This is a genomic window from Paenibacillus sp. sptzw28, from assembly GCF_019550795.1.
Taxonomy (GTDB): Bacteria; Bacillota; Bacilli; order Paenibacillales; family Paenibacillaceae; genus Paenibacillus_Z.
Genome location: NZ_CP080545.1, coordinates 2,166,113 through 2,184,819, shown reverse-complemented (window position 1 = coordinate 2,184,819; position 18,707 = coordinate 2,166,113). Strand labels below are relative to the sequence as shown.

The following is an 18,707-nucleotide window of genomic DNA, read 5'->3' as shown; positions in this document are numbered from 1 at the left end:
TCTTTGATTGAAATATTCCTAAATTCCTGCATTAATTTCAATCAAATTCCCGGCGGGATCACGGAAATACGCTACACGGTGACCCCATTCCGGTGTATCATGCGGCTCCTTCACGAATGCTACACCTCTGCTCTTTAATTGATGGCAAGTCGCGTCGACGTCATCAGCTTCGAATATGATCGCAACCCGGTCACTTGCACTGAAGTCATCCCGTTCACGCAGAACTTCAGTATGTTCATTCATCAGCAGAGGCTCCAGCGCAATGTTAATGTCTCCCGTTTGAAATTCCGCATACGGAGTATCTTCATTTCCATGGAGAACTTTGAGTCCCAGGATATCCCTGTAAAACAAAAAACATTCGTTAACATTGGGCACCAATAAGCGTAAATGTGATATCTTCAAGTTATTCCCTCCATGATCAATTATCGATATACAAGCTTCTGTTCGAGTTCACGCTTCTGATTCAGATGGTGGCGGAAATGCATGCCGACAAGGCCCAACCACTCCCGCGCGTTCAGCCATCCAAAGCCATCGTGATTAGCTTTGTAGTTTGGGTTTACAATATCAACTTTACTTTTCCATTCTTTCAACTTGAGCAGCACTTGATCAAGTCCGCTCATAAGGTCTTCTTTACTATCCGAATTGCTCGGAGAATTCTCAGGCCCGTCCGGCAGCTTGATTTTAATAGGCGGAAATCCGCCGCGTTTGAACAAAAGCTCGCCACCTTCTGTCTTCCCGAGCGTTTGCTCTTCACCAGCTGCCGCACAAATTTCCACATGAACCAAATAGTCAAGAGCAGTGAGTATCATATGGTTGTACATTTGGCTGAGAGACCAAACCCCTTGCGCGCTTATATACCTTAGCTGCTCCAATGAATAAGCTTGCAAGCAGTTTTTATAACTTTCAATCATTTCTTCATCTGTCAAAGTCAGATACTCCTTTCTTCTTGATTGCCCTGTATTTCACACTAGACAATTTCTTCATGTTCGTTCCTTATCATATCATCCAAATCAATATTACATTTCTTATCAATTGCTATTTATATAACCTTGCGGCTCCGCTATTCTCATTTTCCCCAATAGTTATTAACTATTAATCTCATTGATTTTATATATTTTTCCAGCAAAGCTGAATGAGTTAAGATAGTGGAAAAAGTGAAAGCGGTGTTAATGATGTCAATAAGGCAAACGATGTCAACCGGCGGAGTCCTCATAAAAGACGGCAAAGTCCTACTTGTTCGAGTGAATTACGGAACCAATAAGGGGCAGTGGATGATTCCCGGCGGCTTCGTTGGAGAGGGGGAATCATTGGAACAGGCGGTTACGAGGGAAATTAGAGAAGAGACAGGACTAGATACTATTCCTCACAGTATCCTCGGTATACGCTGCGGGGTGATACAAATTGAAAAAAGATACGAAACAAGCATTTATGTCGTATTTCAAATGGATTACGTCTCAGGTATTCCAAAGGCTATGGACGTTAATGAGATTGCGGATTTACAGTTTGCACCTATTCCATCCGCACTGTCAAATCCTGAAGTAATATCGCTCTCAAAAGAATTAATCAGAGTTGCTGTCAAGTCTGATAAGGAATTACTGAAACTCGATAAAGAAATCACAACGAATACGCCGTACAAATCTTACGACGTGTATACGAAATAACAGCCTAAAGGGCGGTAGCCACTACCACCCGGTTACGAATCCGATTCACCAATGCGCCTGAAGCTTATTACCGCTCGGATCGTAAAAGTGAAATAAAACGAAGCGATTCTAGAGGTTCGTTTTTTTATTATTTGCAACCAGCCAATAAAACCATCTGTTCCGCATATTGCGGTCCTTCCGCATAAGCTGTTTCCTTTCCGGTGTTAAGCCGCTGACATGAAAAAGGCTGGTGCATGGTTAATCCATACCCCAACCTTCACATTCCTGCGTTACGCTTTATTCGAAATAAACCGCTTTGCCCGTACGGGACGATTCGTAGATCGCTTCAAGAATTTCCGAAACGACCAGCGCCTGCTCCGGTTTAACGAGCACATCTTTATCGCTTAGCACCGCATCGATCCAGGTGCGCATTTCAAGCTCGGCCGGATCTTCGCTTGCACCGTCGTAGAATGCCACACCGCCGCTGTTCAGTTCGATTTCATTGACATACAGACGACTGTTGTTCTCTCCGTTAATGCGTAAGCCTTTCTTCATGTCCGCGCCGGCTTTGGTGCCGCACAGCGTTACTTTCGCCTCATCCACCTCAAGCGAGTTAAGCGCCCAGCTGGACTCCAGCACGATCGATGCGCCATTCTCCATCGTAATCATGGCGAAGGCCGAATCTTCCACCGTAAACTCCTTCGGATCCCATGGACCCCAAGCGTTGGCCGCGTTTTCGGTTTGGGACAGCTTGTGGTATGCGCGCCCGAGAACGGCTTTCGGTTTATAGTTATCCATCATCCAAAGGACAAGGTCAAGAGCGTGCGTGCCGATATCGATGAGCGGGCCGCCGCCTTGTTTTTCTTCATCAAGGAATACGCCCCACGTAGGAACGGCGCGACGGCGAATCGCGTGGGCTTTGGCATAGTAAATCTCGCCCAGATCGCCCGCAGCGCAAACTTCCTTCAAATAGCGGCTGTCGGAACGAAAACGGTTGTTGTATCCGATGCTGAGCTTCTTGCCGGTGCGCTTAGCAGCTTCAAGCATGCGGCGGGCGGCTTCGGCCGTTTTTGCCATCGGTTTCTCGCATAGCACATGCTTATCCGCTTCAAGAGCCGCGATCGAAATCTCCGCATGAGAGTCGTTCGGCGTACAAACATGAACGACATCAATCGAGCCGTCGCTGAGCAGCTGGTGATAATCGCTATATACTTTCGCTTCCGGATTGCCGTATTTCAATTTCGCTTCTTCAGCACGTTCGATCACGATATCACAGAACGCCACCATTTCCGCGTCTTGTACCTTCGCAAGGCTTGGCATGTGCTTTCCGTTGGCAATACCGCCGCAGCCGATAATGCCTACCCGAACTTTGGACATTGAGTTCTACCTCCAGAACGAAATAATCGTATTATTTTCAATTGCGTGCTTGTTTCATTGCACGACAAACACTAGAATAAGTATAGTCGATACCGATTCCAAAAAAACAGCTTCTAAATGGCGATGCTTTTATGTGATTTTGGTATCTGAGGGAGGATAATGTGGAGTTCTTTAATGAAAAAGTAGCCTATGAAAACCCTCTTTTGTCGATCAAAGTATTTCAAGCGCAACGAACCCACGACTTTTTCATTAACTGGCATTACCATCGGGAAATTGAACTGCTGCTCGTCAATGAAGGTGTGCTTGACGTGTACATTGATGAAGAGGTGGTTCGACTGGAAGCGGGAGACGTGGCGATAATCGGGGCCAGCCAGCTTCATCGGGACCGAAGCCTCGGCACTCCTATGGACTATATCGTACTGCAGTTCGACCTGCAGCAATTTTTCGATCACAGCACCATGCCTTATATGCGTTTTTTTTCCGAAACAAAAAACCCTCTCAGCCGGGCTAATTATATTTTCCAGGATAATAAAACCGCCAATAAGGAAGCGGCCGATTGCATACGCGCGATTCTGCAGGAAGTAACCAATAAGCAGACCGGCTATGAGCTCGCGGTCAGTATGATCATCAAGAAGCTGCTGCTTCTGCTAATCCGCAGCGATTCGAAGAAAATGCTAGCCGAACGGGAGGATTTCGATCGTGCCCGCTTGCGGGGTGTCCTCGATTTTGTTGAGGAGAATCTGAATGACCGCATCCAGGTGGAGGACGTTTGCAAGATGGCTAATATGAGCTATTACTACTTTGTTAAGTTTTTCAAAAAAGCGATCGGATTATCCTTCACGGAATACGTCAACTACCGAAAAATCAAATGGGCGGAACGAATACTGCTGACTAAGGACCTGAGCGTATCCGAGGTAGGAGACCGGATCGGCATGCCTAACATGGCCCACTTCTACAAAATGTTCAAAAAGTACAACGAATGCTCGCCGAAGCAGTTCCAGAAACGGATGCTCGACTGGAACCGTCAATAGAACCGGAGCACAGGTAAGACAGGCTGCTGCCGTTTGATCAGAAAATAAAGCTTGGTCCGCCGTTCATTTCGGCGTTCCAAGCTTTTTTGGCATAACAAATTTGTAGCCGACACCGCGAATGGATTCGATCTGAACCGACTGCTGGCCGAGCTCCAGCTTCTTGCGCAGCGAACTGACATGAACATCCACCGTCCGCTGTCCGCCTATATAATCGAAGCCCCATACGACGTTCATCAGATCGTCGCGGGTGATTACCATTCCGGGCCGCTGCACCAAATAGAGCAGTACTTCAAATTCCTTCGGTCGAAGCGGAACCGTTTCGCCGCACAGCACGACCTCATATTTCTCCGGATATATGGACAGCTCGCCCGCAGTAATGACCTTCTCCGTGGATTCGGTCTGCTTTCCTTCTTCCTGGCTTGTACGGCGCAGAACTGCAGACACGCGCGCCAGAAGCTCGGCGACGCCAAACGGTTTCGTAATATAATCGTCCGCACCGCGCTTCAGACCCTGTACAACTTCTTCCTCGGCATTGCGGGCAGTCAGCACGATAACCGGCGTACTGTTGCCGCTCTGCCTCAGCCGCGATAATATTTCGAAGCCGTTCATACCCGGCAGCATAATATCCAGAATAATTAGTTCAAACGAACGCTGAAGCGCTGTCTGCAACCCTTCCGCTCCGTGGTCGATTACTGTCGTATCGTAACCCTCCTGAGTCAGATTATAGGAAAGCAGCCTCGCCAGTGTCGGTTCGTCTTCGATGACCAATATTTTTTGTGACATTTCGACCCCCAGCTTCCGCGCGTATTGCATACGCCGATTTGCATGAACATTTACAAACTTATCATATCATTGCGCCGGAAGTAACGTCCAGCGCCATCTTTAGCTGCGGTACAATCTGTAAGTCTATTATTGCAGCACAGGCAATTCGATCGTAAACGTCGAGCCGATCCCGACCTGGCTGTCGACAGAAATCGAGCCCTTATGCAGCTCGACCAGATGCTTTACGATCGACAGACCGAGTCCGGTTCCGCCTGAACTGCGGGATCTCGCCTTATCTACCCGGTAGAATCGTTCAAAGATACGAGGCAGATCCTTCTTGGGTATGCCAATGCCGGTATCGGAAATCGTGATGCGTATATGCTCGTAATCGGATATATCGGCGCCAGCTTGATCGGACACAGACGATACCGGCTCCACCTCAATCGTAACGAGACCGCCACCTTGCGTATAGCTGATGCCATTGGCCAGCAAATTCATCACGATTTGCCGCAGCCGGTCCTCGTCCGCCTCGACATAGATGCCTGGCTCCGCTTTCATCGCAATCCTTATATTTTTACGCTCCGCTTCCGCCGACATGAGCTCGACCGTCTTGCCGATAAATGCAGACAGCTCGATCGGAGAGAACTGCAGCGGCACCCGGCGCGACTCGATCTTCGACAGCTCAAGGATATCGCCGATCAAGCGGTTAAGCCTGTCGCTCTCATCGTAGATGATCTGCAGGAAGGACCGGGCCGTTTCCGGATCGTTCACCGCTCCGCCAAGCAGCGTCTCGGCGAACCCTTTCACCGCCGTAACCGGCGTCTTAAGCTCATGCGAGACGTTTGCAACAAACTCGCTGCGCATCCGCTCCAGCCGTCTTATCGCCGAGACATCCTGCAGCACAAGCAGTACGCCGCCGAATTCATCATCTTGAAAAATCGGCACAAGGTTCAGGTCAAGCAGGCGTTCCTCCGGATAGTAGAACGTGATTTCCTCGCGGAGATGCTCCCTGCGATCAAGACCGTCCTGAATAATCTGAGAAAGCTCATACTGCTGTTTAGCTTCCGCATAATGCCGTCCGACAAGCTCTCTGGCCGAGAATCCCAGCACTTCCTCCGCACAGCGGTTGAGCAGTACGATGCGGCCGTTTCCATCGATCATGACGACACCATCAATCATATTATCGAGAACGCTCGACAGCTGGCTTTCGTTCTGATGAATACGAGCCATCTGAACCTGAAGGCTGTCGGCCATCGCATTGATTGCAATGCCGAGCTCGCCGATTTCGTCGCTGCTCTTCACCGTGACACGCGCGCGGTAATCCATGTTCTTGATTCGCTTGGCGACACGGGTGATTTGCTCAAGAGGCCTGGTCAGCCCTCTGGCGATGCGGTAGCTGATCAGCGCTGCCGCAACTAACAGAATCAGCAAACCGATCAATAGCGTCATCCATATGCGCCGAAGGCTGTCATCCACTTCCTGAAGACTTAGCGAGAGCCGAATAATATCCGAGTTCGGGCTGCCTGGATGAACGAGCATCGCGACATACAACAAATTCTCGTTGATGGTGTCGCTGTGACGGATTGCCCTGCCGACTCCATTGTGCTCCGCTTCCTGGACCTCCGCCCTTTGCAGGTGGTTGTCCATCGTCTTGGGATCGTGATCCGAGTCTCCCAGCACAACACCGTCCCCGCGGATAAACGTAACCCTGGATCCGGTGATCTTCTTGAGCTTCTGCGCCTCCTGCGTATAGTAGCCGTACAGACCGCTAATCTGCCCCTTAGGCCAGTCCATTTGATCCAAAATAATTCGCATTTCGCGAACCATATTGTCCTGCAGAGCGTCCAGATGATTGTTTTTAAACGTCTTGCCCATAAACAGACCGGCTGCCAATACCGATAAGCCGATCAATGCAATCAATATAATTGTCAGCCGCGTACGAAAACTGATCATGCTGTTATACCTCCACCGTTTCTTTCGCTCCCTATCGTACCTGCCCGGGAGTTTGTACGCCAGTCCTTCGATTGTAAATCTTTTGTAAAATGTAATGATGGAGTGTTGCGAGCGGCTGCTGGATCAGTATCGAAAGTACCACGGGTACGGCTGCAAGCGGGCTGAAGTAGCCGAGCGCCAGCACGATTCCAAGCGAAATATTGCGCATCCCGGTTGCATACGAAACGGTCGTTTGCAGCTCCCGGCTGCGGTACGGCGCAGCCCCGATGAAGCCGACTGCATAACACAGTCCGACCATCACGACGGCCAGCGGCACAAGGCGGAGCAGATCGCCCCTCAGCGTTTCGGTATAAGGAGCGATCGCCGCCGCATTAAGGGCGACGACAGCAACGAAGCAAAGCTTGGAGACCGGCGCCGCATATGGATGGACGGTTTTCTGAATTCGCCCTTTGGTCGCTTCGTGCAGCAGCACCCCAAGAGCCGTCGGGACGACAATGATCAGCAGAAGGTCCGCTACCATAGATGCCGTATCCGTATCGACCGCCGTCTTGAACAGCAGATGTATTCCGGTCGGGACGACGAACGGGCTGAGCGCCGAGTCAAGAACAACCATCGCGAGCATGAGCGGGACACTGCCTGACGACATGCCCACCCATAAGACCGTGGAGACTCCGAGCGGTATGATCGTGAATAAGACCAGACCGACGACGTAGGGCGAATCATGTCCGAACACCAGCGTACCCAAACCGTAGGCAATGAGCGGCGACACCACATGTGCCAGAACGAATGTCCACACCATGATACCGGGTCTGCGCACGACGGCGCGCAGCTGAGCGAGACCGCACCCGATTGCCATCGTCAGCGTCACAAAGGCGAACAGATACGGGACGGCGGGCACAAATCGGTGCAGCGGCGATGAAAAAAGAAATCCCAGGATGAGTGATCCGGGGACAATAAGAAACATCCATTGTTCAAAACGTCTATTGAAGGCAAGTCCGAAACTGCGCGTAACGCATCCCTCATTTCTACTTGAAAACAGGTTCTTTAAACTGCGCCAGCTTGGCGAATGAGTCCTGTTCCACGTCGGCATGCAAACTGTTTCCATGCGCATCCATCGTGACAATTGCCGCAAACCCTTCCGTCTTAAGGTGCCACATCGCTTCCGGAATGCCGAATTCCATGAAGTCGACTCCGTTCACTTTCTTGAAGCATTCAGCGTAATACTGCGCGGCGCCGCCGATGGCGTTCAAGTAAACCGCCCCGTGCTCCTGCAGTGCGGCGAGCGTTTTGGGACCCATGCCGCCTTTGCCGATAACAGCCCTGATACCGAATTTCTTCATAATGTCGCCTTGATAAGGCTCCTCGCGAATACTTGTGGTCGGGCCTGCAGCCTTTACGTGCCAGCCTTCCTCGTCCTTCAGCATAACAGGGCCGCAGTGGTATATAACCGCTCCGTTCAAATCGATCGGTGCGTCGTGATCCATCAAATACTTGTGCAGAGCGTCGCGACCTGTATGCATCTCGCCATTGATAATGACGATGTCGCCGACCTTCAGGCTGCGAACCTGTTCCTCTGTAAATGGTGTATTCAGCACTACCTCGCGGCGTTCCGCCTGCTCCGCTACCGCCTCGGCAGCAGCGTCGGCAGCCCGGGATTTCATCGGGGTGTCCGAACCGCCGGGATAAATCCATTCTTTAATCTCGCCGGACTCCGCATTCAACAATACGCCTTGACGGCGGTAAGCCCAGCAGTTATAAGCGACAGAGACGAAGAAGCTGGCCGGCAGCCGGTTCATCACGCCCGCTTTGCAGCCGAGCAGCGTCACTTGTCCGCCGAAGCCCATCGTACCGATTCCGAGCTTGTTGGCGTTCTCCATCACATATTCTTCGAGCTGCCGGAGTTCCGGATTCGGATTCGTATCGTCGACGCTGCGGAACAGCTGCTGTTTGGCCAGTTCATAGCCGGTCGTCCGGTCGCCGCCGATGCCGACGCCTATGAACCCGGCGCTGCAGCCTTGTCCCTGCGCCTGATAGACGGCATGCATAACGCATTTACGGATACCGTCGAGGTCCCGTCCGGCTTTGCCGAGTCCTTCGAGCTCGGTCGGGAGGCTGTACTGGATGTTTTTATTTTCACAACCGCCGCCTTTAAGAATGAGACGGACGTCGATATCATCTTGTTCCCATTGCTCGAAATGTATAACCGGCGTGCCGGGTCCGAGGTTGTCGCCCGTATTGGCTCCCGTCAGTGAATCAACGGAGTTTGTACGTAGCTTGCCGTCCTTCGTGGCGCGCGCGATCGCATTTTTAATTTGCCGCTTCATAATGATCTGGTTGGCTCCGACCGGAGTATGAACAATAAAAGTAGGCATGCCCGTGTCCTGGCAGATCGGCGAGACATTGCATTCGGCCATCTCAATGTTGGTGGCGATCGTGGAGAGCGACAGGCCTGCACGGGTTGCACGGTCCTCCGCCTCTTGGGCCGCCTGGATGACTTTCCGGACGTCGCCGGGCAGGTTCGTGGAGGTTTCTACGATAAGTTTATAGACGCTTTCTTCAAACTGTTGCATAAAGTAGTGCTGGCTCCTCTCTCTAGTCGCATTTGTCAATTAACTATATAATAGCATATACAGCCACTCGGGGCATCCCGTTTGTCGGTTAAAAAGAGCCCGGAAGATCCGATACAGCGGAGCCTCGCCACTCATCACAACGAAGGAGAATTCGTGCCATGGAAAGCCATTTTATCGCTTATATGTACAGGCTGAGATATATAGAACGCTGGAGCCTCATGCGCAACACCACCCGCGAAAATGTCGCCGAGCATTCGTACCACGTCGCGCTGCTGGCCCATATGCTGTGTGAAATCGGCAACCGTATATTCGGCCGGTCGCTGAATGCGGACAGAGCGGCGTCAATGGCCTTGTTCCATGACGCTACGGAGGTGTTCACCGGCGATATTCCCACGCCGGTGAAGCATCACAACCCCAGGATGCTCGCGAATTTCCGCGAGCTTGAGGCAATGGCGGCAGAGCGGCTGCTCGGGATGGTGCCGCCGGCGCTCAAGGCGGCTTATGCGCCGCTCGTCAGCGGCACGGCCGCGCCTTCGCCCGGCGCCGCTCCGGCTGCACCCGCCGACGCATCCGGCACAGCCCGGGGCGACGCGCCGGGCATGGTATCCGGAGCTGCCGCTTCGGTTACTGCGCCGGAAGCCGCATCGACCACGGAACCCGGCGTCGCTTCCGAGCTTGCTTTGGATGCGGGCGCCCCGCCAATCGATGAGGCTGACCGCGAGCTGCTGAAAATGCTGAAGGCAGCCGACCTGCTCGACGCCTATATCAAATGTCTCTCCGAGCTGTCATCGGGCAACCGCGAATTTGCGGTAGCCAAAGGTCAAACGGAACAGGCGCTCGCCCTGCTCAAGATGCCCGAGATCGACTGGTTTCTCGCGCATATGGCTCCAAGCTTCAGCAAGACGCTGGATGAGCTTTCAGAGCAGGAATAACGCGGCAGCTAAGCAAATACTGCTGCGCGGTGTTTTCAGCGAAGAAGATTTGCTCCATTTGTTAAACGAACAGCCAAAAAGCCGGAGAGCGGCCGTCACGCAAATGTGCGGCCGGTGCTCGCCGGTTTTTTTCTTCTTTTCCGGATTGAATTCCGCTACTACTCCGATCGCCAGCCGAAGGGATAGGTCTCCGATATTGTCAACGGCAGCCGTCCCTCGGGCGTGATCTGCCCTACGAGCGCCTTTGCGGCAGACTCCAGCGCGAGCGGACGGCATTCATAGACAGCAAGGTAAGCCCGCACCTCAGGGTATACAAGCAGATCAAGTGGATTGCGGACGGATACCGCCACTGTACGCTCACCTGCCTCGGCAAGCAGCTTCGCCGCGACATCCCGTTCAAGCGCATGCTTGACCGCATCATAGCTCACAAACACGATTTGTTCGAACTCGTCCAACCCGCTTAACGCACCTTCTTCGTTCATCGGCCGCTCCGTCACATTCTCCATATATTCGGAGAGACAGGCCCCAAGCGTGCCGTCATCGGTAAGCAGTTCATCAGCATCCGATACGGTAACGATCTGAGGCCAGAGGATGAGCGTTCTCGCTTCCCGCTTGAGCGGCAGAAGGCCGCCTTCATTCTTGACAAGCGTAACCGACGCTTCGCTCCAGCGGCGTGCGACTCCCTGCTGCTCCGGTGTATCGAGCTCCGGCTCCACGCTGTCCCACGGCTTAAGCGGCTCATCGAAGCCGCGCTTCTTCTTGAGCCGCATGATCCGCTCCACGGAGGCGTCAATGCGCTGTTCCGACAGCTCGCCTCGCTCCACTGCGGCCGCCACCGCTTCAAGCGCAGCCCGCTGCTTCGACGGTGTGTGGCTGACAAGCACCATGTCCGCTCCGGCTTGCAGCGCCATGACGGCGCCGCGTTCAGGTCCGTAGAACTTGTCGATTGCGTTCATCTCGAGGCAATCCGTCGTGATGACCCCCTCGTAGCCGAGCTCGCCCCGCAGCAGTCCGGTCAGTACCGGCTTCGACAGCGTGGACGGCACGCCTGACGGGTCGAGCGCAGGCAGGCACACATGCGCCGTCATGATCAAATCCGCTTCGGAGGCTGTCATACGGAATGGAACCAGCTCCACCGATTCCAGCCGTTCACGGTCATGCGTCAGCACCGGCAGATCCCGGTGCGAATCCACGCTCGTATCGCCATGGCCGGGAAAATGCTTAACTGTTGCCGCAACTCCCGCATCTTGATAGCCGCGTACCGCGGCGAGGCCAAGCTCGCCGGCCCGGCCCGGCCGATCGCTGTATGACCGCACATTGATGACCGGATTGTCCGGATTGTTGTTCACATCGATACAAGGAGCATAATTAACATTAATACCGACCGCCCGCAGCTGCCTGCCGCAGATGTGAGACGTGGCGTAAGCTCCCTCCGCCGAACCTGCTGCACCAAGCGCCATATTTCCGGGCATGAGCGTAACGCCCTTTACGAGGCGGGCGACCATGCCACCCTCCTGGTCCACCGCGATAAACATCGGCGGGCGTCCAGCTCGCCGAGCCGCCTCATTAAGGGTCGACGACAGCGTATGAACCTGCCGCGCATCTGCGATATTGCGGCTGAAATAGATAATGCCGCCAACACCGTATCGCTCGATTAACTCCAATATATCTTCAGACGGCTCCTGCCCGTGAAAACCAAACACGAACAATTGACCGATTTTCTCCCGCAGGCTCCAGCTGCGCCACTGCTCTGTCATAAATGCTGCACCTCTTCTTCCAAATTGATATTTGCGGCCGTTTAACCTATGCATTCATTATTGTTCCGTGGGCAGCCCCGCCTCGCCGCCTTGAAGCGCGGCGCGATATCCGTAGGATTCCGCCCCGTGTATTTCCTAAAACACCCTTATAAAATAGTGTAAGCTATGGGGTGAAAATAAACCACCCACAGGAGGTTTATCTCCTGTGGGCGGCGCTTACATTCAGATAAAAATATCCATCATGTCACGGAATATTACAAAAACCGACTACCAAGCGTATGCGCGCGGAGCGTCGCCGCCGGGTCCCGGGAAAATCTCATCGATACGCTTCATCGCAGCTTCATCCAGCTCAAGCTCAACCGCACGCAGCGAGCGTTCGAACTGCTCCAGCGTACGGACGCCGATAATCGGCGCAGTAACCGCAGGATTGGCAAGCAGCCATGCGAGCGATACGACATCCTCGCGTTCGCCCAGCTCATCGCACAGCCCTTTATAGGCTTCGAGCTGTGAACGGTGCTTCTCAACACGCTTCATGTCGCCGCTGCGCTTTCCTGCTCCGCCGCGCAGCGCATTCCCGGCCAGCAGGCCGCCGTCCAGCGGACTCCATGGAATGACGCCTAGTCCAAGGCTTTTTGAAGCGGGCAGCACTTCAAGCTCCGGCAAGCGGCACAATAAATTATATTTATGCTGCTCCGATATGAGTCCGATTAATCCCCGCGCCTTCGCTTCGCCTTGGGCTACCGCAATATCCCATCCCGCAAAGTTACTGGAGCCGACATAACCGATTTTGCCTTGGTTTACGGCCGTTTGAAAGGCACCCCAGAGCTCGTCCCAAGTGACATTGCGGTCCACATGATGCATTTGGTAAAGCTCGATATGATCGGTCTGAAGGCGGTGCAAAGAACCCTCGAGGTGGCGGCGGATTTTGTAGGCCGACAACCCCGATGATCCATTCGGTCCGTCATTCGCATCACTCATATCGCCGTACATTTTCGTCGCGATGACCGTGCGCTCGCGGCGTCCGCCGCCCTGGCTGAACCAGCGGCCGATAATCTCTTCAGTCCTGCCGGCATTTTCGCCCCAGCCGTAAATATTCGCGGTATCAAAGAAATTAATGCCTGCATCCAGTGCAGCATCCATTATACGAAATGATTCCTGCTCGTCCGTATCCACACCGAAATTCATCGTGCCCAAGCAAAGACGGCTCACCTTTAATCCTGAACGTCCCATATACGTGTACTTCATAAAATTAATACATCCTCCTTCACTTTATGGTCCACTATATATGATAGAGTAATCGCTCCAGCCTGTTAAGTACGTACTTTATGTGAAGTTGGTTACCTTCAGTATAGTGTTGTCCCCCTGTAGTTGTCATTTTCAACTGATTTACTATGTTTATGACGATGTCTGAAAAGCAGTAATTGCCGGACGTGGAACGACAGCAAGTATGAAATTCCCCTCGGCCGCTCATGTTATGAACGTCGGAGGTGACAACCATGACAGGCAGAAACAATAAGCCGGACAACGACGGACCGGCATCAAGCCCCGACCGGCTCGATCAGTTCGGCGACAAGCTCGCCCGGGACACCGGCACGAAGCCGATGAAGAAGGATAACGGCAGCGGCAAAAGCTGCTAACGCGAAGAGAAATAAGCCCTTTGGAACGGCCGTTCCAAAGGGTTTATTCCGACTTCGTTGCTATACTCAAGCGTCCGGAGATTATATTGTACATAAGCTGAGGGATTCGCCGCTTAACCTTTACGTGTTCGGCCGCATCGCCGCGATTGCATCACTGACAGCGCGGTAGAACGACTGCCAGTGCGGAGCCGCTTCAACCGGGCCGATTATTTTCTCACCGGTGGCAGGCGGTTCATCGTGAGGATCGTTTAATTGAAGCGAACCCGGCTGTCGGGGGCGAAGCTTCTTAACGGCTTGGCCTTCTGCAACGGTTTGGCCTGATACGTTGGTTTGACCTTCTGCCTTGGTCTGGTCTGCTGCGCTGGTCTGGCCATTGTGATTGGAATGGACCTCTTCTTCGCTTCGTTTATCTTGTTCCACCATTACGGGCCCACCTCGCTTTCGTGCTTATCAGCCTTTCAGCCTCTGCTTCCTCAGCGAGAACAAGTCTCGAAGCTCATCTGTCGACAGCTCCGTGATCCAGTTCTCCGACTGTCCGACCACTTGGTCGTTAAGCAGCTGCTTGCGCTTAATCATGTCGTCGATCCGCTCCTCGAGCGTACCGAGCGTTACATATTTGTGAACCTGGACATTTCGTGTCTGGCCAATGCGGAATGCGCGGTCTGTCGCCTGGTTCTCAACCGCCGGGTTCCACCATCTGTCGAAATGAATGACATGGTTAGCGGCCGTCAGGTTTAGACCGGTCCCGCCCGCCTTGAGTGAAAGAACGAAAGCGCAGCCAGGCGATTGCTGGTCCTGGAAGGATTCGATCATTTCATCCCGCGCCGCCTTCGGCACCCCCCCGTACAAATACGGCGTTGGCAGCTCAAGCCTTTGTTCGAGCAGTCGTTTCAGCATGGCCCCCATCTGCACATATTGGGTGAATATCAGGCAGCGTTCGCCTTCGGAGGCGATTTCCTCAACCATTTCAAGCAGCCTGAGCACCTTGTTCGAACGCTCTGGATCCCATGCAGTGAGGGAGGCTGCTTCATCCTCCTTCAGCAGGAGATTCGGATGATCGCACACCTGCTTCAGCCGGGTAAGAGCCGACAGAATGAGGCCGCGGCGCTGCATGGCGCCTGCCGATTCCAGCTTGCCAAGCAGGTCGGAAACGATATTTTCGTACAATGCTCCCTGTTCCACGGTTAAAGAGAGATATGTTTGCATCTCATTCTTCTCCGGAAGGGCCAACTGGATGGCCGGATCTTTCTTCACGCGGCGCAGCATGAACGGCTTGACCCAGCGCTGCAGCTCGGCAATGAGCGCTTCATCGCGGTCCCGCTCGATGGGAAGCACGACCGTTTTGCGAAATTCGCCCAACGTACCGAGATACCCGGGATTCGTAAAATCATAAATCGACCAGAGCTCGGTCAGACGGTTTTCCATCGGAGTTCCGGTAAGCGCAATCCGATGCTGCGCGGACAGCTGCCTGATCGCGGAGGATTGCTTCGTATAGTAATTTTTAATGTTTTGCGCTTCATCCAGACATACGACATCCCACTGCACCGAGGAAAAATCTTCTTCATCGATCGGCGCGAGCGCATATGAGGAAATGACGAGATCGGCCGCTGACGCCGCAGCCGCAAATTCCTCTCCCCGCGACCGCCGGGGTCCGTAATGCACATGCACACGGATGCCAGGCGCGAAACGCTCCAGTTCCTTCTCCCAATTGCCGATAACCGAGGTAGGACAGATCAGCAGCGACGGACCAAGTCCCCCGTGCTCCATAACATGCTGCAGGTACGCCGTAAACTGAATCGTTTTGCCAAGCCCCATATCGTCGGCCAGACAACCGCCGAGCCCGAACCGCCGCAGAAATACGAGCCACGAGACGCCCTGCAGCTGATAATGCCGCAGTTCTCCTTGAAAAGCGGCAGGCTTCTCGACCATCGGCAGCTCCGTTGATTCATTGAGCTTGCCGATCCACGCCGCCAAATGCTCATTCAGTTCAACCTCGGCCTCGAGCGCCTCCCGGTCCTCGTCCTCCGCCTCAAGCTCGGTACCGCCGCGCAAATGCATTTCCAATACATCGCGCATCGTAAAGCCTCGTTTGCCGCCGCTCTTGCGCAGCCATTTACGAAGCCGCTCCATGTCATCAGGATCCAAATGGACCCATTCCCCGCCAATTCGCATGAGCCGGCGGTTCTCCTGCGCCAGCCGCATAAATTCCGCTTCGCTCATATCCACATTGCCTACTGCGAGCTTCCAATCAAAATCTACGATCTGCTGCAAGCCGAACATCGACTGCTCGGATGAGCCGACAGACGATTTAACCTTAGCTCTCAGACGAAGCTTGCGGCTGCGGACGGTTTCCCACCATCCCGGCAGCAGAACGGAGCAGCCTGCGGCGAGCAGCCGTACGCTCGCTTCCTCCAGAAACAGCCAAGCTTCGGCGTCTGTAAGCTCCGTCTTGATGAAGACTGTGCCATCCTCCGATTCAGCGGGCACGGGATCTGTCCACTCGGGAAGGGCTTCAGCCCATTTCGCCTCTTCCTTGCTCATTCGCTGATGGAAGTAAAGCTGCCACTCCGGCGGAGTATCGTCTGGCAGCCGGAAACGGAGCGAATCCGCAGCGGCTGCGTCCGAACCGTCTCCTGCCGGCTTTCGCCAACCCGCGGCCGTGCGCTCCAGCGTCTTCCAGCGTCCGCCTTCCCCACGGTTTTGTACGGCAGGACGGAGCCTCCATCCGGCTTCGTCATCCGGCTCCAGCAGCTGCAGCGCCGTCCGAAACGGCACGTTGTCCTGCTTTAAGCCGATCGATACGAGCCAATCGTCTTCGTCTCCCGCTTTCATCATAAGAGCGCCTTCGCCCGCTCCTTCAGATGCGGCGCGCCAACTTGCAGCCACAACGCCATTGCCGGCAAGAAGCTCTTCTATGATGCCGCCAAGCCACATCCGCGCGGCACTGCGGTCACCCTGCTCATCCAATTCCATCACCAGACGGTTCACAACTGTTCCATGCTCAAGCTGCGCAGCCGGCACCTCCAGCTTCCACGCTCTTGACTCGGCCGACCAATTCGACCAATCAGGCGTGTACCAGCCGTTAAGCAGCGCCTCCCGCAGCAGACGGGCGTATTCCCGCAGCTTCGACGCCCGCTCCGTCCACTCCACCCGCAGCAGCCGGACGGAATCCGGGGATGCCAGGTAATCCATCGCCACAAGCGGCGATAAATACAGTTCCGTCAGCTTAGAGCGCTCATCGGTCCGTTCATCGATGTCTGCACCGTACCATGAGGCTTCGTGCCAGGCAAACAGCAGATGGCGCAGCCGCATCGTCAAACCGGCGGCATGACCGGCCGTCAGCACAACTCCTTCGCCCTCTTTCCAGTATCCGTCCACAATGATCGTTTCAGCGCCAGTGTAGCCTCTCATGTGATGATTTTTCCCCTCCAGAGCTCTTCCTGCAGCGCACGCAGCCGTTGATGCTTGCGTACGATACCATCTACAAAACGGCTCCATTTCTCCTGCTGCTTCTCAGCCTTATACAGCCGTTCCAGTTTCTTCATCAGCTTGACTGCCTGCTTGTAGCCCTGCCGATTACGGGCCCGGATCGACCCGTCAATCGCTTGATGGTAAAGTGGAATAAGCACGGACGGCGCAGCTTTCGCAATTTCACGCACTGCTTGTGCGTCGATTTCATCCGGCGCAATGCCAAGCAGCAGCTGCAGGTCGGCCCATTCCGTATACTGCCTGCGATCCAGCCAATGCTCTGTCAAGGCCGAATACGAATAAGGCAGAAAGGAAACCAGATACCGCTGCCATGCCGGATTCTCAGGCTGACGGATGTCGGCGAGCCGGCACATGTTCAGAAACGGACCGAATGCCCTTGATTTCCGTTCCACCGCCAAGCCTCCGTACAAATAGCCTATCCACCCCTCCAGCTTGCTCCAATCGTCTTCCTCGAGCCGCTGCAGCGCACAGTCGCAGGCCAGTAAAGCGGTCCGGTTGAACGCTGTTTCCGCCAGCAATTCGACCGCCTGTTCATCGCGCCGCTCAGCAAAAGCGAGAAAAGCAAGCGACATCGGATAGAACGAACCGGTCCTCCCCGAACGCTTCGTTTCTTCCAGCTTCCCTTCAAGCCATCGTTCCTCAAGGCTCCTCCAATCCGGAAAAGCGACAAGCTTCTCCCAAAGGGAGAAATAGAGCGTCTCCCACCTGTGAAGCTGATGCTCCCGGTCCATATCCCGTTCATGAAAAATCGCGAGCAAGCTCCGCAGACCTTGCTTTTCCCTCTCTTCCATCCTTCCCGGTTCGAGGGCCGCTGCCATCTCGTGGTAATGATTGATCCACGGCTCGGTCATGCGCGCAAATGCCATTTCGTAATAATAACGGCTGTAGCTGTCCGTCGCCGAATAGGCTCTCTCGGCCTGCTCGATCACAAAGAGAATCGCGTGCAGCCAATGGAGTCGGCGCAGCCCTTCGTCCCACGTCTTCGACGTCCCTTTCAAAGAGGAAAGCACCGACTGCAGCGGATGAAGCGAGTGACGGCACTGGCGCCAAACATCGCCGTGCTTCCGCTCCATATCAGGAATCCACTCGGCGGCAGGGGGTTCAGCTTCCACGGCGCCCGCCGCATTTCTTTCGCCTTCCCTGGAGCCAGCCTTCTCACCCTCTTCCGTAAACAACTCGCCGCCATAAAGCAGCCTGTTGTGTACCTCGTCGGGACTTGCGCCAATATAATTGCAATAAGCGTAATAAACAGCCGCCATATGCTTGCAGTACCCGTTGTAAGGGCATGTGCAGGTGCTGAAGGCAAAATCGTCGGCATCCAGCGTGACGGCATAAACATCGGTACCGCGCACCGCCGCGTAGATAGCGTTTCCGTCCATCACCTGAACGCTTAACACCTTTTCGCGGCGGTAATAATCCCATCCCCTCTCGAGCATGGATAAAGGCATGACGCCGGCAAGCTTTGATTCCATCGCCTGCAGCTTCTGCTCATCAAGCTGGAAAAATCCGCTCATCCCGCGTCCCTCCGTTCAACTTTTCTGCATCCATCTATTATACCA

16 protein-coding genes are annotated in these 18,707 nt (G+C 54.0%); 4 read left to right on the top strand and 12 right to left on the bottom strand.

Annotated elements, in window-relative coordinates:
• Positions 1 to 18: 18 nt before the first annotated feature.
• Together KZ483_RS09600 and KZ483_RS09595 are read right to left on the bottom strand one after the other, a co-directional pair.
• Entirely contained in the window at positions 19 to 402 is a 384-nt protein-coding gene (locus tag KZ483_RS09600) for a VOC family protein (RefSeq protein WP_220352423.1), read from the bottom strand.
• A gap of 20 nt (positions 403 to 422) precedes the next feature.
• Positions 423 to 926, bottom strand: a complete 504-nt coding sequence (locus KZ483_RS09595; RefSeq protein WP_220352422.1) for a DinB family protein — start codon at positions 924 to 926, stop codon at positions 423 to 425.
• Positions 927 to 1,145: 219 nt separating this feature from the next.
• Here KZ483_RS09595 and KZ483_RS09590 point away from each other — a divergent pair, with 219 nt between their 5' ends.
• Positions 1,146 to 1,661: an NUDIX domain-containing protein gene (locus KZ483_RS09590; protein ID WP_220352421.1), complete on the top strand. Its 516-nt coding sequence runs from the start codon at positions 1,146 to 1,148 to the stop codon at positions 1,659 to 1,661.
• 276 nt (positions 1,662 to 1,937) lie between these two features.
• Here KZ483_RS09590 and KZ483_RS09585 read toward each other — a convergent pair whose 3' ends face one another.
• Entirely contained in the window at positions 1,938 to 3,017 is a 1,080-nt protein-coding gene (locus KZ483_RS09585; protein WP_220352420.1) for a Gfo/Idh/MocA family protein, read from the bottom strand.
• Positions 3,018 to 3,178: 161 nt separating this feature from the next.
• Between KZ483_RS09585 and KZ483_RS09580 the strand changes: the two genes are divergently transcribed.
• A complete protein-coding gene (locus tag KZ483_RS09580) occupies positions 3,179 to 4,048 on the top strand; it encodes an AraC family transcriptional regulator (RefSeq protein ID WP_220352419.1) in 870 nt (289 codons plus the stop codon).
• A 63-nt stretch (positions 4,049 to 4,111) separates the two neighbouring features.
• Here the strand turns inward: KZ483_RS09580 and KZ483_RS09575 are convergent, their stop codons facing one another.
• The 4 genes from KZ483_RS09575 to KZ483_RS09560 form a co-directional block, all read right to left on the bottom strand.
• On the bottom strand, positions 4,112 to 4,831 hold the full coding sequence (locus tag KZ483_RS09575) for a response regulator transcription factor (protein WP_220352418.1): 720 nt from the start codon (positions 4,829 to 4,831) through the stop codon (positions 4,112 to 4,114).
• A gap of 126 nt (positions 4,832 to 4,957) precedes the next feature.
• A complete protein-coding gene (pnpS, locus tag KZ483_RS09570; RefSeq protein WP_220352417.1) occupies positions 4,958 to 6,763 on the bottom strand; it encodes a two-component system histidine kinase PnpS in 1,806 nt (601 codons plus the stop codon).
• A 31-nt stretch (positions 6,764 to 6,794) separates the two neighbouring features.
• A complete protein-coding gene (locus KZ483_RS09565) occupies positions 6,795 to 7,727 on the bottom strand; it encodes a bile acid:sodium symporter family protein (protein ID WP_220352416.1) in 933 nt (310 codons plus the stop codon).
• Between the two features lie 61 nt (positions 7,728 to 7,788).
• The gene (locus tag KZ483_RS09560) at positions 7,789 to 9,333 is read right to left on the bottom strand and encodes a fumarate hydratase (protein ID WP_220352415.1); all 1,545 of its coding nucleotides are present in this window, start codon (positions 9,331 to 9,333) and stop codon (positions 7,789 to 7,791) included.
• A 158-nt stretch (positions 9,334 to 9,491) separates the two neighbouring features.
• Here KZ483_RS09560 and yfbR point away from each other — a divergent pair, with 158 nt between their 5' ends.
• A complete protein-coding gene (gene yfbR / locus KZ483_RS28430) occupies positions 9,492 to 10,265 on the top strand; it encodes a 5'-deoxynucleotidase (RefSeq protein WP_258881620.1) in 774 nt (257 codons plus the stop codon).
• A 158-nt stretch (positions 10,266 to 10,423) separates the two neighbouring features.
• Here yfbR and KZ483_RS09545 read toward each other — a convergent pair whose 3' ends face one another.
• Both KZ483_RS09545 and KZ483_RS09540 read right to left on the bottom strand, forming a co-directional pair.
• Entirely contained in the window at positions 10,424 to 12,022 is a 1,599-nt protein-coding gene (locus tag KZ483_RS09545; protein WP_220352414.1) for a glycoside hydrolase family 3 protein, read from the bottom strand.
• Positions 12,023 to 12,289: 267 nt separating this feature from the next.
• Positions 12,290 to 13,267, bottom strand: coding sequence for an aldo/keto reductase (locus KZ483_RS09540; RefSeq protein WP_220352413.1), 978 nt, complete (start codon positions 13,265 to 13,267; stop codon positions 12,290 to 12,292).
• 251 nt (positions 13,268 to 13,518) lie between these two features.
• Between KZ483_RS09540 and KZ483_RS09535 the strand changes: the two genes are divergently transcribed.
• The gene (locus tag KZ483_RS09535) at positions 13,519 to 13,659 is read left to right on the top strand and encodes a hypothetical protein (protein ID WP_220352411.1); all 141 of its coding nucleotides are present in this window, start codon (positions 13,519 to 13,521) and stop codon (positions 13,657 to 13,659) included.
• A gap of 120 nt (positions 13,660 to 13,779) precedes the next feature.
• Here the strand turns inward: KZ483_RS09535 and KZ483_RS09530 are convergent, their stop codons facing one another.
• The 3 genes from KZ483_RS09530 to KZ483_RS09520 are packed head-to-tail and all read right to left on the bottom strand — an operon-like array spanning position 13,780 to position 18,662.
• Complete coding sequence (locus tag KZ483_RS09530) at positions 13,780 to 14,082, bottom strand: hypothetical protein (RefSeq protein WP_220352409.1); 303 nt, start codon at positions 14,080 to 14,082, stop codon at positions 13,780 to 13,782.
• 27 nt (positions 14,083 to 14,109) lie between these two features.
• Positions 14,110 to 17,070 (bottom strand): DEAD/DEAH box helicase, encoded by a 2,961-nt coding sequence (locus KZ483_RS09525; RefSeq protein WP_220352408.1) that lies wholly within the window; start codon positions 17,068 to 17,070, stop codon positions 14,110 to 14,112.
• A complete protein-coding gene (locus KZ483_RS09520) occupies positions 17,067 to 18,662 on the bottom strand; it encodes an SWIM zinc finger family protein (RefSeq protein ID WP_220352406.1) in 1,596 nt (531 codons plus the stop codon). Before KZ483_RS09520 ends, KZ483_RS09525 begins: the two co-directional genes overlap by 4 nt.
• Positions 18,663 to 18,707 lie beyond the last annotated feature (45 nt).